The sequence below is a fragment of the Hamadaea sp. NPDC050747 genome, from assembly GCF_040654195.1.
Lineage (GTDB): Bacteria > Actinomycetota > Actinomycetes > Mycobacteriales > Micromonosporaceae > Hamadaea.
In genome coordinates this window covers 424,595-439,857 of sequence record NZ_JBFAHM010000007.1, presented here as the reverse complement: position 1 = coordinate 439,857, position 15,263 = coordinate 424,595, and the positions used below count along the sequence as shown (strand labels likewise).

Sequence of the window (15,263 nt, the reverse complement as noted above, 5' to 3'; positions counted from 1 at the left end):
TCGTGAGGACGTGGCCGCTCGGAAGGTACGCAGCCCGCTAGCTGCCAAAATCGTGGTCTTCATCGGCGCTCTCCTGGTTCTCGCGGGCTTCGGCGGCGTGGTGGCGGCCAAGTCCCTCATCAACGACCTCACCGGCTCCATCGAGACCGCGAACCTCAGCGAGAACGGCGTACGCGGACGGTCGATGACCGGCGCGATCAACCTGCTCCTGCTGGGCCTCGACACCCGGGAGGGCTGGGCGGAGAACACCTCCCGAGCCGACACGATCATGCTGCTGCACGTGTCCGCCTCGCACGACGAGGCGTACCTGATGTCGATCCCGCGAGACAGCAAAGTGGACATCCCCGCCTGGCCGGCCGCCCAGTACGCCGGCGGCCTGGACAAGATCAACGCCGCGTACTTCTTCGGATCGCAGCAAGGCCAAGGCTGGACCGGCGGAGCGGGGCTGACCAAGAAGACCGTGGAACAGCTGACCGGGATCAGCTTCAACGGTGTCGCCGTCATCGACTTCAACGGCTTCAAGAACGTCATCACCGCGCTCGGCGGCGTCTACCTGTGCGTCGAAAACGACACCTGGTCGAGCCACTACATCGACCAGAACGGCAAACCGGTCTACTACAGCTACGACGGGCAGCAGCAACTCCCCAACAGCTGGATCCACAAGAAAGGCTGCCGGACCATGGCCGCCTGGGAGGCGTTGGACTACTCCCGCCAACGCTACGGTCTGCCCAACGGCGACTACGACCGCCAGAAACACCAGCGCGAACTCATCAAGGCGATGGCCGCCAAGGCGACCAGCGTCGGCGTCCTCACCAATCCGGCCAAGTTCGCCAACCTGCTCCAGGCAGCCGGAGCATCGCTGAAGCTCGACACCGGCGGCTACAGCGCGGCCGACTTCCTCTTCAACCTCAAAGTGCTCGCCGCCGCCGACCTCGTCACGCTGAAGACGAACGCCGGCAGCTTCAACGAGGACCCCGCCGGAGGCGAAGCGTTGTCCCCCGGGACCATGCGGATGTTCGAAGCCGCGCGCAACGACGACTTGGGCAGGTTCCTCGCGGACAACCCCGAGTACCTCAGCCCGTGACGCTCGTCTCCGTGAGGCTTTCATGATCAGGGTCATTTCCACGTCGCCATAGCGACCCAGAAATGACCCTGATCAAGCCAGCCGTGCGGGAACCGCACTGAGCCCATCCTTAGGGCTCGGATTGGAGGGCACCCATACTGTGCGGCGTTGGTGACATCACTCGCGCTGTTCGCCGACGGCCTGGCCGCCGGTTGTGGGCCTCCTCGGTGCGCCCGGCAGGATTCGAACCTGCGGCCAACTGCTTAGAAGGCAGCTGCTCTATCCGCTGAGCTACGGGCGCGTGCAGATCACAGGGTACCGAAAGCGATGTTGGAACCCACCCGCTGGACGGCCGATTGGAGCCGTGCGTACGCGGGAGTAGGTTAACGCTCGTGGACGTGATGAGCACCACATTTCTTCCGGTGCTGGTCTCCCTCGACGAGCTGGATCCCCAGGACGAGGAGGACATAGTCCTCGACGAGTTCGTGGGCGACCTGGCGGTCGGCTACGCGCCGGGGCCGGCTTATCAGGGGCTGGTGACGTGGCGGGATCTGCATGGGCTCCGGCTGCATCCGCACGATCTTCGCCGGTACGCCTTCGAATTGTTGACCAAATGGGCGGCCGAGGTTCAGGTGGACGGGCGACCGCCGGTGTTGATGTTGTCGTTCGGCGGCTGGGAATCGTCAGCCGTGCTGCTCGACGAGTTCTGGGAACGGCTGGCCGGCCAGGTGCCGGGGGAGTTGGTTCTGGGCGTACCGGCGCGGGATGTGGTCATGGTGACCGGGTCCGGCTCCCCGCCCGGCGTGGAGAAGGTACGCCGGGCGGTCGACCGGATGTTCTTCGCCGGCGGCCGTGGGTTGCTCAGCCGGGAGCTGCTGGTGTGGCGGCGGGGTTGGGAGATTTGGCGGCACTATCCGCCGCATCCGCACTGAGGTTCGCCGCCATCCAGCTGTCGACCTCGGCGAACAGTCGCTGGCGGGCGGGTGGCCGGGAGAGGGTGAGGTCGTGCTTGCCGCCCGGAATCCGGACGACCGTCACCTTGTCGCCGAGGTTCGGCGCCCACCGGACGATGTGATCCACGTCGAGGACGGCGTCCATGTCGTGTGCGACCTCGTCCCAGGTCGGCTTCTTGAACGACGCGTCCGACGCGGTCACCAGGATCGGGACGTCCACGGACAGGCCTCGGCGTACGCGTAGGTGCCCTTCCCGGATCGCGCGGAGCCAGCCCAGGCGGACGGGGAAGCTCTCGACCGGCTTCCACGTCAGGTCGTAGGTCCATTCGCCGTTGTGGTCGACGTGGATGCTGCGGCCGTAGGTGCCCGACACGTTCATGGTGATCTTCCGATAGTGCCCGAGCGAGGCCAGGCCGGAGATGATCGGGGCGAGCGGGCGGCGGATCAGCCAGGGCGCGTTGAAGTCGAGGAACGGGCTGTTGAGGAAAAGGCCGTCGACGTATTTCGCCTTGCGCCGGGAGTCGGCCCAGAGTGAGCCGATGAGGCCACCGGTCGAGTGGCCGTTGAGCAGAACGGTGTCGTGGCCGTCCTCGGTCCGGATGATCCGGATCGCCTCGTCGATCTCCGGGAAGTACTCGGTGAGGCTGCGGACGAAGTTGGGGGTCTGATGGCCGAGCAGGGACCGGCCGTACTTGCGTAGGTCGAGGGCGTAGAAGTCCCAGCCGCGATCGGTGAAGAAGTCGGCGAGGTGGGTCTGGAAGAAGTAGTCGCAGAACCCGTGCAGATAGAGGACTGCGCGCTTGGTGGACTGGTTGGCGCGCCGCCGGACCAGCGTCGCGACGACCGGGCCCTCGTCGTCGGAGGGCAGGTCGATGATGTGCCGCTCGTACGGCGCACCCAGGATGTCGGTCTCCACGATTACAAGTTACTCGCGAGTTCGGTCCTGGTGAGTTATCCACACGCGAACATTGTCCACAATATCGAAGATCGTAACTTGCCTATTCGGTCGGGCCAGGCCACACGATATTCAGCATGTTCGAAACGCATATCACGATAGTTGGCAACCTGCTCACCGCTCCGGAGTGGCGGCGTACCTCGAACTCGGGCCGGCTGGTGACGAGTTTCAAGGTCGCGGCGGGCACTCGGCGGCTGGAGCGCTCGACGGGGCAGTGGGTCGACGGCAACGGTCTCCGGGTCCGGGTCACCTGCTGGCGCGAGCTGGCGAGCGGCGTCGCGTCCAGTCTCATGGTCGGCGATCCCGTCATCGTCCACGGTCAGATCTACACCCGCGACTGGGTGGACGCCGAGGGCACCAAGCGGACGCTCTACGAGATGGAGGCGCTGGCCGTCGGCCACAACCTCGCTCGGGGCCGAGCCCGGTTCGCGCGGAACAAGCCCGTCTCGGCCAGCGAGGTCGAAGCCGACCCGACCGAACCCGTACGCCTCGGCGGTGAGCCGACCGAACCGGCGCCCGAGCAGCAAATAGGCCTGACCGCCGATGATCCGCTCAACGCGGTGGACGAGCCCGGCTTCAGCTCGTACGGCTTCGGTTACGACGATCCCGTTCCGCCGTTCGATGCCACCGACTTCAGTGCGCCGACCACCACGGCCGACGGCGACGAGGACTCCGACGACCTCGACGACGAGGAGTCCGACGACCACGTCGTGGACCGCCGTTCGGTGCTGGCCGCCGTCTGAGGAAGCCCCCGTTCGTCGCGGCTCCCCGACGTGACGGACGGGACCCGGCCGGCTTCGGCGGATCGCTGCGCGTGGCGGAGCGCAGGCACAGCACGGATTCGCCGAAGCCGGCCATCGCCTGCGGGCGGCGCGGTTGAGGGGCACGCGCCGCCCGCAGGCCATCGGCACATCAGTCCGAGGAGGTGGAACGGTGACCCGGCGTGAGGCGGCGATCGCGACATCTGTCCGTGAGGCGGCCTGTGAATTCGGGCGGAGGCTCGGCGACGAGCAGGTGCGGCGGTTCCTCCGCCGGGCGGGCTGGCCCGGTGGCGACGTGATCGTCACGGTGAGCGAGGAGCCCGCTGAAGCCGCGTTGTACCGGCTCATCACGACCACCGTGCCGCCCGTGCTGGTGGCGTTGCGGCGGCCGTCCGGTTTCGTCTTCCTGACGCTGCGGCCGACGCGCCGGTGGCGGCGGCGCCGTCCGCTGAGCCTGCTGGTGGCGCCGGAGACGACGATGGGCATGCTGTACGACCTCGTCCGGCGCGAGGCGGTCATAGCGCCGCGGCGTACTCCGTGGTTCACCGTCAAGGTGCTGGGTCACGTGGTGGTGCACTGAGGGCCGGGCGTACCGGGGGCGGCTTATAGGCTGATCACGGGTGGCACGCCGTGGTCAGGAGGTTCGGGTGCGTGAGGTGGACGCCGCGGGGATGGTGGCCGGATACGTGTTGGACGCCCTGCTGGGTGATCCGCGCCGGTTCCATCCGGTGGCCGGATACGGCAAGGCGGCCGGCACCTTGGAGCGCCTGCTCTACGCGCCCAGCCGCGCCGACGGGGCGATCTTCACGGCGGCGGCGGTGGGCGTACCGGTCGTGGCGGCGATCGTGGCGAACCGGGCGACCCGGAAGCGGCCGCTGGCCCGGTTCGCGCTGGTCACCGCGACGACCTGGGCCGTGCTCGGCGGGCGGTCGCTGCGGCGCGAGGCGGCCGCCATGGCGGAGTCTCTCGAAGGCGGTGACATCGAGGCCGCCCGTGAGCGGATCACGCATCTCTGCGGTCGCGATCCGGCCGCGCTGGACGAGAGCGACCTGGCCCGGGCCACCGTCGAGTCGGTCGCGGAGAACACCTCCGACGCGGTGGTCGCCCCGCTCGTGTGGGGCGCGGTCGCGGGTCTTCCGGGCCTCGTCGGCTACCGCGCCGTCAACACGCTCGATGCCATGGTGGGTCACAAATCTCAGCGGTACGCCGACTTCGGGACCGCCGCCGCGAAACTCGACGACGCCGCGAACCTGATCCCGTCGCGCTTGACCGCGTTGCTGACCTCGGTGGCCGCGCCCGTCGTGGGCGGGGGAGCCCGGCGTACGTGGCAAGTCTGGCAGCGGGACGGCGGGAGACACCCGTCGCCCAACTCGGGGCAGTGCGAGGCGGCGTTTGCGGGCGCGCTGGACGTGACGCTCGGCGGCGAGAACGTCTATTTCGGACGGACAGAGGTACGCCCGTCGCTCGGCGACGGCGGCAAGCCGGTCGCGGCGGACGCCCGGCGGGCGGCGAAGCTGAGCGGAGTAGTGGGATTGGCCGCGCTCGGCGTGGCGGTCCTGACCCGGCTCGCCCGGCGGGCGCGATGAGCCACGGACTGCTCGTCGCCGGCACGACGTCGGACGCGGGCAAGAGCGTGGTCACCGCCGGAATCTGCCGTTGGCTGGCCCGGCGGGGAGTGAAGGTCGCGCCGTTCAAGGCGCAGAACATGTCGAACAACTCGGCGATCGCCATCCGGGCCGACGGCACCGGCGGCGAGATCGGCCGGGCCCAGGCGTTGCAGGCGGCCGCCTGTGGGCTCGAACCCGACGTCCGGTTCAATCCGGTGCTGCTCAAGCCCGGCAGCGACCTGTCCAGTCAGGTGGTCCTGCTCGGGGACGCGGTCGACCACATCACGGCGGAGAACTTCCGGTCCCTCAAGCCCCGACTGGCCGAGGTCGCCTTCGCCACCTTGGCTGAGCTGCGGGCGGAGTACGACGTGGTGGTCTGCGAGGGCGCGGGCAGCCCGGCCGAGATCAATCTGCGGGACGCCGACTTCGTGAACATGGGCCTGGCCCGGCAAGCCGGGCTACCGGTGGTGGTCGTCGGCGACATCGACCGCGGTGGCGTCTTCGCCTCGTTCTTCGGCACGCTCGCTCTGCTGGACGCGGCCGATCAGGCATTGCTCTCCGGGTTCATCGTGAACAAGTTCCGGGGCTCGCTCGACCTGCTCGCGCCGGGGCTGCGGACGCTGGAACAGCTCACCGGACGGCCGGTGCTCGGCACCCTGCCGTTCGACCTGGACCTCTGGTTGGACGCCGAGGACTCACTCGCGTACGGGCGGGTGCTGGGGCGGCCGGCAGCGCCGCGCGGCGAGCATTGGCTGCGAGTAGCGGTCGTGCGGCTGCCTCGGGTCTCCAACGCCACCGACGCCGAGGCGCTGGCGGTGGAGCCGGGCGTCGCCGTCCGGTTCACCGCCGAACCGGCCGAGGTCGCCGCGGCCGATCTCGTCGTGGTGCCCGGCTCGAAGTCCACCGTCGCCGACCTCGCCTGGCTGCGGGAAACCGGGCTCGCCGACGCCATCGGAGCCCACGCCGCCGCCGGGCGTCCGGTGCTCGGCATCTGCGGCGGTTACCAGATGCTCGCCCGGAGCATTCGGGACGACGTCGAGAGCCGGGCGGGGGAGGTCACCGGGCTCGGCCTGCTCGACGTGGACGTGGAATTCGCGCCGGGCAAGGTTTTGGGGCGTCCGGTCGGCACGGCGCTCGACACCGAGGTACGCGGCTACGAGATTCACCACGGCCGGATCAGCCGGATCGGGCGGCGGCTGACGCCGTTCGTCGGCGACGACGGAGTCAGCAGCGGCTCAGTCTTCGGTACGCACTGGCACGGTGCGTTCGAGTCGGACGAGTTCCGCCGCCGCTTCCTGCGGCTGGCGGCCGACCTCGCCGGACGGGACGGCTTCGAGCCCGCCCCGGACACCGAGTTCGCGGCGATCCGGCAGGCGACCGTGGACCGCCTCGGCGACCTGGTCGAGGAGCACCTCGACACCGAGGCACTCTGGCGGTTGATCGAGCAGGGCCCGTCCGCCGGCCTGCCGCTGCTGGCCCCCGGAGCCACTCGGTGAGCGACGTACGCCGCCTCCAGCGGGAGACCGCCGCCGAGGTCGCCGACGAGATCCTGGCCAAGGAGCCACGGGCGGGGCGTACGCGGATCGTGGCGATCGACGGGCAGAGCGGCGCTGGTAAGACGACGTTCGCCGGGGAGCTGGGCACCGCCCTGCTCGAACGGGGCGCCTCGGTCGACGTCGTGCATACCGACGACCTGCTCGACGGGTGGGACGACCAGTTCACCTTCTGGGACCGGTTGGAGCAGGAGGTGCTCCGCCCGCTCGGACGCGGGGAACCGGGCCGCTACCACCGGTACGACTGGATCGACGAACGCTTCGTCGACGAGGTCACCGTCGTGCATCCGGTCGACGTCGTGATCGTCGAAGGCGTCTCGACCGGGCGCGCTGCCATGCGGCAGCTCGCCGACCTGACGGTTTTCCTCGGCGTACCAGTCGAATTGGCCTGGGAGCGATTGCGAGCCCGGGACCCGGCAGAGGCGATGCCCTTCCTCCGGGTCTGGAAGGACCGCGAGGCCGGGCACTTCGCCGCCGACCGGACCGCCGACCTGGTGGATGTCCTGATCACGATCTGACGGGTCGTTAGGATCAAGGCCATGACCACACCCACCCTCAGCGTCGAGGAGCTGCGCGCGGCCGTGGAGCGCGAGCTTCCCGGCGTTCGCGCGGACCTGGAACGGCTGGCCCGCATCCCGGGCATCGCCTTCGACGGATTCGACTTCACCCCGCTCGAGCGCTCCGCCGAGGCGGTCGCGGAGCTGCTGCGCGGCTGCGGCCTGGACACCCAGATCGCCCGGATCGGCGACGGGCACCCGGCCGTGATCGGCGTCAAGCCGGCCCCGCCCGGCGCACCGACCGTCCTGCTGTACGCGCACCACGACGTCCAGCCCGTCGGCGACCTGGCGCTCTGGGAGAGCGACCCGTTCGAGCCGGTCGAGCGGGACGGACGCCTCTACGGCCGGGGCTGCGCCGACGACAAGGCCGGCGTCCTGGCGCACGTCGCGGCGCTGCGGGCGTTCGGCTCCGGCACCGCCGACGACCGGCTGCCGGTGGGCGTCGTCGTCTTCGTCGAGGGTGAGGAGGAGTTCGGCTCCGCCTCGCTGCCGGACCTGCTGGAGGCGTACAAGGAGACGCTGCGCAGCGACGTCATCGTGATCGCCGACTCGGGTAACTGGGACATCGGCGTCCCCGCGCTGACCACCTCGCTGCGCGGCATCGTCAACATGTTCGTCGAGGTCAAGGTGCTGAAGCAGGCCGTGCACTCCGGCATGGCCGGCGGAGCCGTGCCGGACGCGTTGATGACGCTGTCGCGGCTGCTGACCACGCTCCACGACGACGCCGGTGACGTGGCCGTCGAGGGCCTCGTCTCGACCGCGGCCGCGCCGCTGGACTACCCGGAAGACCGGTTCCGCGAGGAGACCGGGCTGCTCGACGGCGTCGAACTCGTCGGGACCGGGCGCATCGTCGAGCGGCTCTGGACCAAGCCGGCCATCTCGATCCTCGGCGTCGACGCGCCGCGTACGGGCGAGGCGCCCAACGCGATCGTCCCGACGGCCAAGGCCAAGATCAGCGTACGGCTCGCGCCGGGCGACGACCGCAAGCGGGCGTACGAGATCATGAAGGCGCACCTGGAGAAGCACGTGTCGTGGGGTGCTCACGTCGACGTGACCTTCGAGCACGACGGCGACCCGATCGTCATCGACGCGACGGGCCCGGCCTACGAGGCCGCCCGCGCCGCGTTCCGGGAGGCCTGGGACGGCACCGAGCCGGTGGACATCGGCGTCGGCGGCTCGATCCCGTTCATCGCCACCTTCACCGAGGCGTTCCCGGGAGCGTCCGTGCTGGTCACCGGCGTCGAAGACCCGTACGCCAAGGCGCACGGCCCGAACGAGAGCCTGCACCTGGGTGAGTTCGCCAAGGTGTGCCTGGCCGAGGCGCTGCTGCTGCGCAACGTCGCCGCGCTCTGACTTCCGGCCGCGCCTTCGCGGCGCTGGCTTCATGGCGCTGGCGGCCCGTTCCTTGCGCTGGCGGCCCGTTCCTTGCGCTGGCGGCCCGTTCCTTGGCGCTGGCGGCCCGTTCCTTGCGCTGGCGGCCCGTTCCTTGCGCTGGATCAGGGATCTCGGTCGAATCTTGCCTCAAGATTCGACCAGGATCCCTGATCCAGCGCGGATCTAGCGTTGCGGATCTGGCGCGGATCTAGCGGATCTGGCGCGCTTCGTGGGTCTAGGGCGTCAGAGGGCGGCCAGGGACCGGATGTAGTTCACCTGGCTCTGCAGCGTTGCGACCTGCACCTGGCTGTTCACGGGAATCCGGGCCACGTAGTGCCGTCCCGCGCTCGTCACGCTGACCACCACCATGCCGGTGTAGTAGGTCTCCTTGGCCAGCAGGAACAGGAAGTTGAAGATCGGGATGCAGAAGAAGGTCAGGATGCACAGGAGGATGGCCCAGGTCGGGATCTTCGAGTGGGCCTGCCACTGGTCGGTCACGACCCACTGCGAGCCGCGGAGCGGCATCTCACCCGTCGGGGTGTAGATCGTCGTCGAGCTGACCGAGATCTCGCCGACCCGGGCCACGATCGGCAACGGCGGGGCGGGTGCGACCGGCAGGGCCGCCTCGACCGGTGCCGAGGCCGGTGCCGGGGCCGCCGGCGAGGACGGCTCGGCGTACGGATAGGACGGTTCCGCAGGCGGGTACGCCGGATACGCCGCCGCCGGGGACGCCGGAGGCAGGGCGTGCGTCGTCATGAAGGGGTCGACCGGGGTGGGATCCGGCTCCGAGACGGTCATGGCCACCAGGTTAGGGGACGGGCGCAGGCTCTTGGGAGCCGTCCACCCGATCGCCCGGCTTGGCCGACGCCGGTTGCTTGATCTCCTTGCGCAGCAGGTAGACGAAGCCGACCAGGGTGAGCCCGGCGAACAGCCACCACTGCACCACGTACGCCGCGTTCTGCCAGGTGTTCTGCGTCGGCACCGCCACCGGCACGGCCGTCACGCCGGGCGTGCCGTCCACTGCCAGCAGGTACGCGTCGTAGACGGCGTACTGGTTGAGGTAGCGCGCGATCGGCCCGGTGGCGATCCGGCGGATCTGCGTCTTGCCGTCCACCGTCACCGTGTCGGTCCCACCGCTCTCGGAGGGATGCACGCGGCCGGTCACCGTCACCGTGCCGGTGGGTGCGGCGGGCACCTCCGGCGCGACGGTCGGGCCCTTCGGGTTGGCCGGAATCCAGCCACGGTCGATCAAGACGGCCGTCCCGTCCGCCTGCACGAGCGGCGTGACGACTTCGAAACCGGTCTGACCCTCGCCGGTTCGGTTGCGTACCAGCAGTTCACGGGCACTGTCGTAGACGCCGGTGACGGACACTCGGCGCCAGGCGGCGTCGTCCGGCGTACGCGGGCCGACCGTGCCGGCGTCGCCGTCGGGGCGCGGCAGGATCGAGGCCACCGCAACCGGCTCGCCGCTCTCGCCGGCGGCGATCCGGTCGTTCACCCCGGAGCGCAGCTCGTAGCGGTCGAGCTGCCAACGGCCGAGGAACACCATGATCGCGGCCAGGGCCAGCGCCGCGACGAAGAGCCCCAGCCAGCGGGCGGTCAGAACAGTACGCACCAGCCGAGCGTACCCATGTGAGGGCGATCACCGATTGGGAGCATCTTGTCAGCGGACGTCCAGCACGAAGAGCAGCATCCCGACAGAACATTGGGTAAGGTGCCCCTTGGCCCTGGGCAACCCGGGCTCGCCGAGCGATCGGAGTCAGCATGTCGGAAGTTGCGGTGCGGCGCTTCCCCACCCTGACCGTAGCCACCCCCCGGCTCGACGTACGCCCCCTGGAGGCGGACGACGCGAAGCCGGTCGGCGAGATCTTCGCCGACAAGCTCGTCCAGCGGTGGCTGCCGTTCCCGAAGGAGTTCGGGCAGATCGAGGGCCGGGCCTGGTGTACCGAGCTGGCCACGGAGCGCCGGGACAGCGGCGCGGGCGACCACTACGGCATCGTCCGTCGTGAGGACGGCGCCCTGATCGGCTCGCTGTGGACCAAGCGCACGGACTGGGCGGCCCGGGTGACCGAGGTCTCCTACGCCGTCGCCTCCGACATGCGCGGGTTCGGCTTCGCCCCCGAAGCGGTCGACGCGCTCAGCCTGGCACTGCTGCTGGAGCACGGCTTCCAGCGGGTCGAGCTGCGGGTCGCCCCGGGCAACCTGGCGTCCCGCCGGGTGGCGGAGAAGGCCGGCTTCACCTATGAGGGCCTCATGCGCAACGCCGGGTTCGTGCACAGCGGCCGGGTCGACCTCGAGGTCTGGTCGCTCGTCGCCGCCGACCTCAAATAACGGATCGCATCGTCATCCGGCGCTCAGCACTCGAGCGTCTCGGTCGGGAAGATGGGCGCGGACGAGCCGTACTTGGAGCCGTAGCGGAAATAGGCGTCGACAGGCTGCGGGCCGCCTCTGCACGCGGCGCTTCGCGCCCATCTCGCCGTCCGGGTGAACGTGTTCGAGCCGGTGCCGGTCACGCTGAAGTACTTCGGTGACACCGAGCTCGAGGTCGGCAGCGAGACCTCGACGTTGCCGGTGCCGTAACCGCTCGTGGTGAGCCGGACCGTGGCAACGACCTCGGTGCTCGTCAGGGTGACACTCAAGGTCATCGACTTGAGCTTGAGCTTCGGCTTTGGCGAGGGGGACGGCGCCCGTGTCGGGGACTTCGTCGGCTTCGGCGAAACGCCGGCCTGCAGCGAGGGCGACGCGGTGGGCGATGGTGACGCGGCGGCCGACGCCTCGGCCGAGAGGCTGGGCGACGCAGCGGCCGACGTGGAGGCCACCGCGGCCGGCACCGGGTCGCCGCCCGAACATGCGGTCAGGGCGCCGACGAGGAGAAGGGCCGCCAGCGCGGCGAAACGAGAGGCGGGCATGGAGCGAGACGATATCGGGGCCCACGCGGTCGCGTAGGCCCCGATGATCATCCGTAGCGATAACCGTCAGATCGCGGTTATGCCTGCTAAATCAGTCCAAGATCGCATGCATATCCGTGATCTGGACCTCAACGGGCCCAAGGGCTAGCGGCGGCGGTTCTTCTTCTTCGGCGCGGCGTCCTGGGGTGCGGCCACGTAGGTTCCCTTGCCCAGGATCGAGGTCGGCGGCGGGGTGAAGTACCGGATCGGCTGCCCCTTCAGGGCGTCCCGCAGGGTCCAGGCGACCGCCTGCAGCGGGACGTTGTAGTTCCAGTCGCCGACGGCATGGAACGGGTTGTCCGGGTCGGCCATGAAGCTGGCCGCCGCGTACTCCGGCGTGAAGCCCACGAACCAGGCCGCGCGGGTGTCGTCGGTGGTACCGGTCTTGCCCGCGATCGGACGGCCGAGCATGTTGTAGACGCTGCTGCCGGTGGTGTTCCAGCTGCCGCAGCCGCCCCTCGAGGCGCCGTATCCGGTGACGCAGCGGGCGGCGTCGGCGGCCGCGCGGGCGACCTCCGGGCGGACGACCTGCTTGCAGCGCGGCGCCGCGACCTCGACGGTCTGGCCCTGCTCGTTGGTCCAGGTCGTCGGGGAGCCGTCCGGGTTGCTGATCGCCTGCACCGGCAGCGCTTCACAGTAGAGCCCGTCGCCGGCGACCGCGGCGTACGCCGTGGCCATCTCCAGCGGCGTGGTGTCGGCGACGCCCAGTGTGAACGCGCCCCACGTCTTGCTCCGCGGATAGGTCGACATCATCTTGTCGATGTCGTTGTGCCAGGTCAGCCCGAGGCTCTCCGCCATGCGTACCACCGCGTCGGAGCCGACCGCCTGCTCCAGCTGCACGAAGTAGGTGTTCACGGACTTCCCGAAGCCGGTCCACATGTTCTGCGTACCGGTCATCGCGCCGCTGGCGTTCGTCGGGCACCACCGGCCACCCGCGCAGGAGCCGCGTTCGCCCCAGCCCGCCCAGTACTTGGAGACCAGGCGCTGCGGTGAGTAGTAGGACTGGTTCATCTTGAAGCCGGCCTGCAACGCCGCCAGCAGCGTGAACATCTTGAACGTCGATCCGGCCTGGTAGCCCGCGCCGTTGAAGCCACCGCCGTTGAGCGGGTTCACCGTGTTCGGGTACGTGCCCGGGATCTTGCCCGCCTTGTTCCAGTCGGTGTTCACGCCGTTCTTGCTCTGGTCGAGCGAGTACGTCCGGTTCAGCCCCATCGCCTTGACCATCCCGGTACGCGGCTGCACCAGCACGAGGCCGTGGGCGTACGGGTTGGTCTTGCTCACGTTGGCGAGCACGTTCTTCTGCGCGGCCGCCTGGACGCGGGGATCGATGGAGGTCACCACTCGGTAGCCGCCGCGGCGCAGCTTGGCCTCACGCTCGGCCGGGTTGTTGCCGAACGCGGGCTGGGACATCCACCACGACTTGAAGAAGTCGCAGAAGTACCCCATGCTGTTCAGCTTCGGCGCGATCGAGATGCAGTCGTTCGGCGGGTTGGTGATCTTCAGCTTGATCGGCTGCCCGGCCGCCTTCTTCGCCTCGTCGGTGGACAGATAGCCGAGGTCCGACATGCGCTGAAGCACGTAGTTGCGGCGTTCCGTCGCCGCCCGCTGGTCGGAGGCGGCCGGGTCGTAGAGCGACGGCGCCTGCACCAGACCGGCCAGCGTCGCCGCCTCGGTCGCGGTCAGATCCTTGGGCGTCTTCGAGAAGAAGATCTGCGCCGCCGCGAAGATGCCGTACGCCCGGTGCCCGAAGTACGCCACGTTCAGGTAGCGCTCCAGGATCTCCTGCTTGGACATCTTCTTCTCGAGCGCGACGGCCAGCCGGATCTCCCGGATCTTGCGGCCGCTGGTCTGCTCGGTCGCCTGCTGTACCTCGGCCGGGGTCTGCGCGCCGTCGCGCAGGGTCGCCCGGACGTACTGCATGGTCAGCGTAGAGGCGCCCTGAGTCACCTGGCCGGAGTTGTGGTTCGCCACGAAGGCCCGCGCGATGCCCTTGACGTCCACGCCGTTGTGCTCGTAGAAGCGGGCGTCCTCGCTCGCCACGATGGCGTGCTGGATGTTTTCCGACATCTCGCTGATCGGCGTGTACTTGCGGTGTTCTTCGTAGAACGTGGTCAGCAGCGTCTTGCCGTCGTTGGCGTAGACGTAGGTGGTCTGCGCCGGCGGCTGCACCGTCAGCTCCGCGGGGAGCGCTTGGTACCAGTCGAATCCGGACTTCACCCCCAGCCCGCCCACGGCGGCCAGTGGGTAGGTCACCGCGGCCACGATGACGCCGGAGATGAGCCCGGCTCGAAGGATCGGTGTCAGGCGGCCGGTCGCGGAGAGGGTGCGCTTTATCACCAGTCCAAGGTAGGACATGTCCCGCTTAGAGGTGATTGAAAGCGACAAACGGCGCGAGGAAAAGCGGCCCTCCGTCGGCTACGCGACAACCCCCTGTGATCTCCTAACGACGTGGCACACCCCGAGATCACGCCCGAGCCCGACCTTCGTCACCACGGCGATGCCGAGGTCGGCGCCGGTTACGTCGACCTCGCGGTCAACGTCCGGCTCGCGCCCATGCCCGGGTGGCTCGCCACGCCCCTCGCCGAATCCCTGGCACAGCTTTCGGCGTATCCGGATGATCGCGCGGCCCGCGCGGCGGTCGCGGCCCGGCACGAGCGCGCGAGCAGCGAGGTGCTGCTGACCGCGGGCGCGGCCCAGGCGTTCACTTTGGTCGCGCAAGGCCTAGGGGTACGCACACCGCTGATCGTGCATCCGCAGTTCACCGAGCCGGAGGCGGCGCTGCGCGCCGCGGGCCACGAGGTTCGGCGGCTCGTGCTGCCGCCGCCGTTCGTCCTGGACCCGGCGGACGTGCCGGACGACGCGGACCTGGTGGTGGTGGGGAATCCGACGAATCCCACCTCGGTGCTGCATCCCGTGCGGACGCTGGAACGGCTGGCGCGACCGGGCCGGGTGCTGCTGGTCGACGAGGCGTTCGCGGACACCGTGCCGGGGGAGCCGGAAAGTCTGGCGCATCGGCGGGATCTGCCGGGATTGCTGGTGTTGCGCAGCTTGACCAAGACGTGGGGCCTGGCCGGGCTGCGGATCGGGTACCTGCTCGGCGCGCCCGAGTTGTTGGCTCCGCTGCGCGCGGTCGCTCCGCTGTGGCCGGTGAGCACGCCGGCGCTGGCCGCGGCGGTCGCCTGTTCGAGCGACGAGGCCCGGCGCGCGGCCGACGAGATCGCCGTCCACCTGGTGGAAGAGCGCGCCCATCTGGTGAGCGCCCTGCGTACGCTGCCCGGCGTGACCGTGGCCGGCGAGCCGAGCAGCTCGTTCGTGCTCGTTCGGCTGACCGGTGCCGCGCGCGTACGCGAGCAGCTGCGCCTGCGGGGCTGGGCGGTCCGGCGGGGCGATACTTTCCCCGGACTGGGTCCGGACTGGTTACGCGTCGCCGTCCGCGACACCGCGACCACCGACGCGTTCGTCGACCAACTGCGAGAGGTGCTGACATGAGCG

General features: G+C 69.6%; 15 protein-coding genes and 1 tRNA gene. 10 read left to right on the top strand and 6 right to left on the bottom strand.

Features of this window, described 5'->3' with window-relative positions; all coding sequences use genetic code 11:
* Positions 1 to 10 precede the first annotated feature (10 nt).
* Complete coding sequence (locus AB0H43_RS19470; RefSeq protein WP_360000792.1) at positions 11 to 1,084, top strand: LCP family protein; 1,074 nt, start codon at positions 11 to 13, stop codon at positions 1,082 to 1,084.
* A gap of 207 nt (positions 1,085 to 1,291) precedes the next feature.
* Here AB0H43_RS19470 and AB0H43_RS19465 read toward each other — a convergent pair.
* A tRNA-Arg gene (locus AB0H43_RS19465) sits at positions 1,292 to 1,364 on the bottom strand.
* 91 nt (positions 1,365 to 1,455) lie between these two features.
* Here AB0H43_RS19465 and AB0H43_RS19460 point away from each other — a divergent pair.
* Positions 1,456 to 1,995 (top strand): hypothetical protein, encoded by a 540-nt coding sequence (locus AB0H43_RS19460; RefSeq protein ID WP_360000790.1) that lies wholly within the window; start codon positions 1,456 to 1,458, stop codon positions 1,993 to 1,995.
* On the opposite strand, the gene AB0H43_RS19455 is transcribed toward AB0H43_RS19460, so the two are convergent.
* Positions 1,925 to 2,932 (bottom strand): alpha/beta hydrolase, encoded by a 1,008-nt coding sequence (locus AB0H43_RS19455; protein WP_360000788.1) that lies wholly within the window; start codon positions 2,930 to 2,932, stop codon positions 1,925 to 1,927. The two genes, AB0H43_RS19460 and AB0H43_RS19455, sit on opposite strands and share 71 nt — an antisense overlap.
* A 116-nt stretch (positions 2,933 to 3,048) precedes the next feature.
* Here AB0H43_RS19455 and AB0H43_RS19450 point away from each other — a divergent pair, with 116 nt between their 5' ends.
* The 6 genes from AB0H43_RS19450 to AB0H43_RS19425 all read left to right on the top strand — a co-directional run bounded on the left by AB0H43_RS19450 (position 3,049) and on the right by AB0H43_RS19425 (position 8,802).
* Positions 3,049 to 3,714 (top strand): single-stranded DNA-binding protein, encoded by a 666-nt coding sequence (locus AB0H43_RS19450; protein ID WP_360000786.1) that lies wholly within the window; start codon positions 3,049 to 3,051, stop codon positions 3,712 to 3,714.
* Positions 3,715 to 3,904: 190 nt separating this feature from the next.
* Positions 3,905 to 4,312: a hypothetical protein gene (locus tag AB0H43_RS19445; protein ID WP_360000784.1), complete on the top strand. Its 408-nt coding sequence runs from the start codon at positions 3,905 to 3,907 to the stop codon at positions 4,310 to 4,312.
* A gap of 67 nt (positions 4,313 to 4,379) precedes the next feature.
* The gene (locus AB0H43_RS19440; RefSeq protein ID WP_360000782.1) at positions 4,380 to 5,318 is read left to right on the top strand and encodes a cobalamin biosynthesis protein; all 939 of its coding nucleotides are present in this window, start codon (positions 4,380 to 4,382) and stop codon (positions 5,316 to 5,318) included.
* The gene (locus AB0H43_RS19435) at positions 5,315 to 6,835 is read left to right on the top strand and encodes a cobyric acid synthase (protein ID WP_360000780.1); all 1,521 of its coding nucleotides are present in this window, start codon (positions 5,315 to 5,317) and stop codon (positions 6,833 to 6,835) included. Before AB0H43_RS19440 ends, AB0H43_RS19435 begins: the two co-directional genes overlap by 4 nt.
* Positions 6,832 to 7,410: an AAA family ATPase gene (locus tag AB0H43_RS19430; RefSeq protein WP_360000778.1), complete on the top strand. Its 579-nt coding sequence runs from the start codon at positions 6,832 to 6,834 to the stop codon at positions 7,408 to 7,410. The genes AB0H43_RS19435 and AB0H43_RS19430 overlap by 4 nt, the downstream gene beginning before the upstream one ends.
* Positions 7,411 to 7,431: 21 nt before the next feature.
* A complete protein-coding gene (locus tag AB0H43_RS19425) occupies positions 7,432 to 8,802 on the top strand; it encodes a dipeptidase (RefSeq protein WP_360000776.1) in 1,371 nt (456 codons plus the stop codon).
* A gap of 264 nt (positions 8,803 to 9,066) precedes the next feature.
* Here the strand turns inward: AB0H43_RS19425 and AB0H43_RS19420 are convergent, their stop codons facing one another.
* Complete coding sequence (locus AB0H43_RS19420; RefSeq protein WP_360000774.1) at positions 9,067 to 9,621, bottom strand: hypothetical protein; 555 nt, start codon at positions 9,619 to 9,621, stop codon at positions 9,067 to 9,069.
* Positions 9,622 to 9,631: 10 nt separating this feature from the next.
* Positions 9,632 to 10,438, bottom strand: coding sequence for an SURF1 family protein (locus tag AB0H43_RS19415; RefSeq protein ID WP_360000772.1), 807 nt, complete (start codon positions 10,436 to 10,438; stop codon positions 9,632 to 9,634).
* 149 nt (positions 10,439 to 10,587) lie between these two features.
* On the opposite strand from AB0H43_RS19415, the gene AB0H43_RS19410 reads away from it, so the two are divergent.
* Positions 10,588 to 11,154 carry a GNAT family protein gene (locus AB0H43_RS19410; RefSeq protein ID WP_290864590.1) on the top strand — a complete coding sequence of 189 codons (567 nt, stop codon included), beginning with the start codon at positions 10,588 to 10,590 and terminating at the stop codon, positions 11,152 to 11,154.
* 23 nt (positions 11,155 to 11,177) lie between these two features.
* Here AB0H43_RS19410 and AB0H43_RS19405 read toward each other — a convergent pair whose 3' ends face one another.
* Together AB0H43_RS19405 and AB0H43_RS19400 are read right to left on the bottom strand one after the other, a co-directional pair.
* On the bottom strand, positions 11,178 to 11,732 hold the full coding sequence (locus AB0H43_RS19405) for a hypothetical protein (RefSeq protein ID WP_360000770.1): 555 nt from the start codon (positions 11,730 to 11,732) through the stop codon (positions 11,178 to 11,180).
* Positions 11,733 to 11,876: 144 nt separating this feature from the next.
* Positions 11,877 to 14,108 carry a transglycosylase domain-containing protein gene (locus AB0H43_RS19400; RefSeq protein ID WP_360000768.1) on the bottom strand — a complete coding sequence of 744 codons (2,232 nt, stop codon included), beginning with the start codon at positions 14,106 to 14,108 and terminating at the stop codon, positions 11,877 to 11,879.
* A gap of 111 nt (positions 14,109 to 14,219) precedes the next feature.
* Between AB0H43_RS19400 and cobC the strand changes: the two genes are divergently transcribed.
* Positions 14,220 to 15,260, top strand: a complete 1,041-nt coding sequence (gene cobC, locus AB0H43_RS19395; RefSeq protein WP_360000766.1) for an Rv2231c family pyridoxal phosphate-dependent protein CobC — start codon at positions 14,220 to 14,222, stop codon at positions 15,258 to 15,260.
* Positions 15,261 to 15,263: the final 3 nt, after the last annotated feature.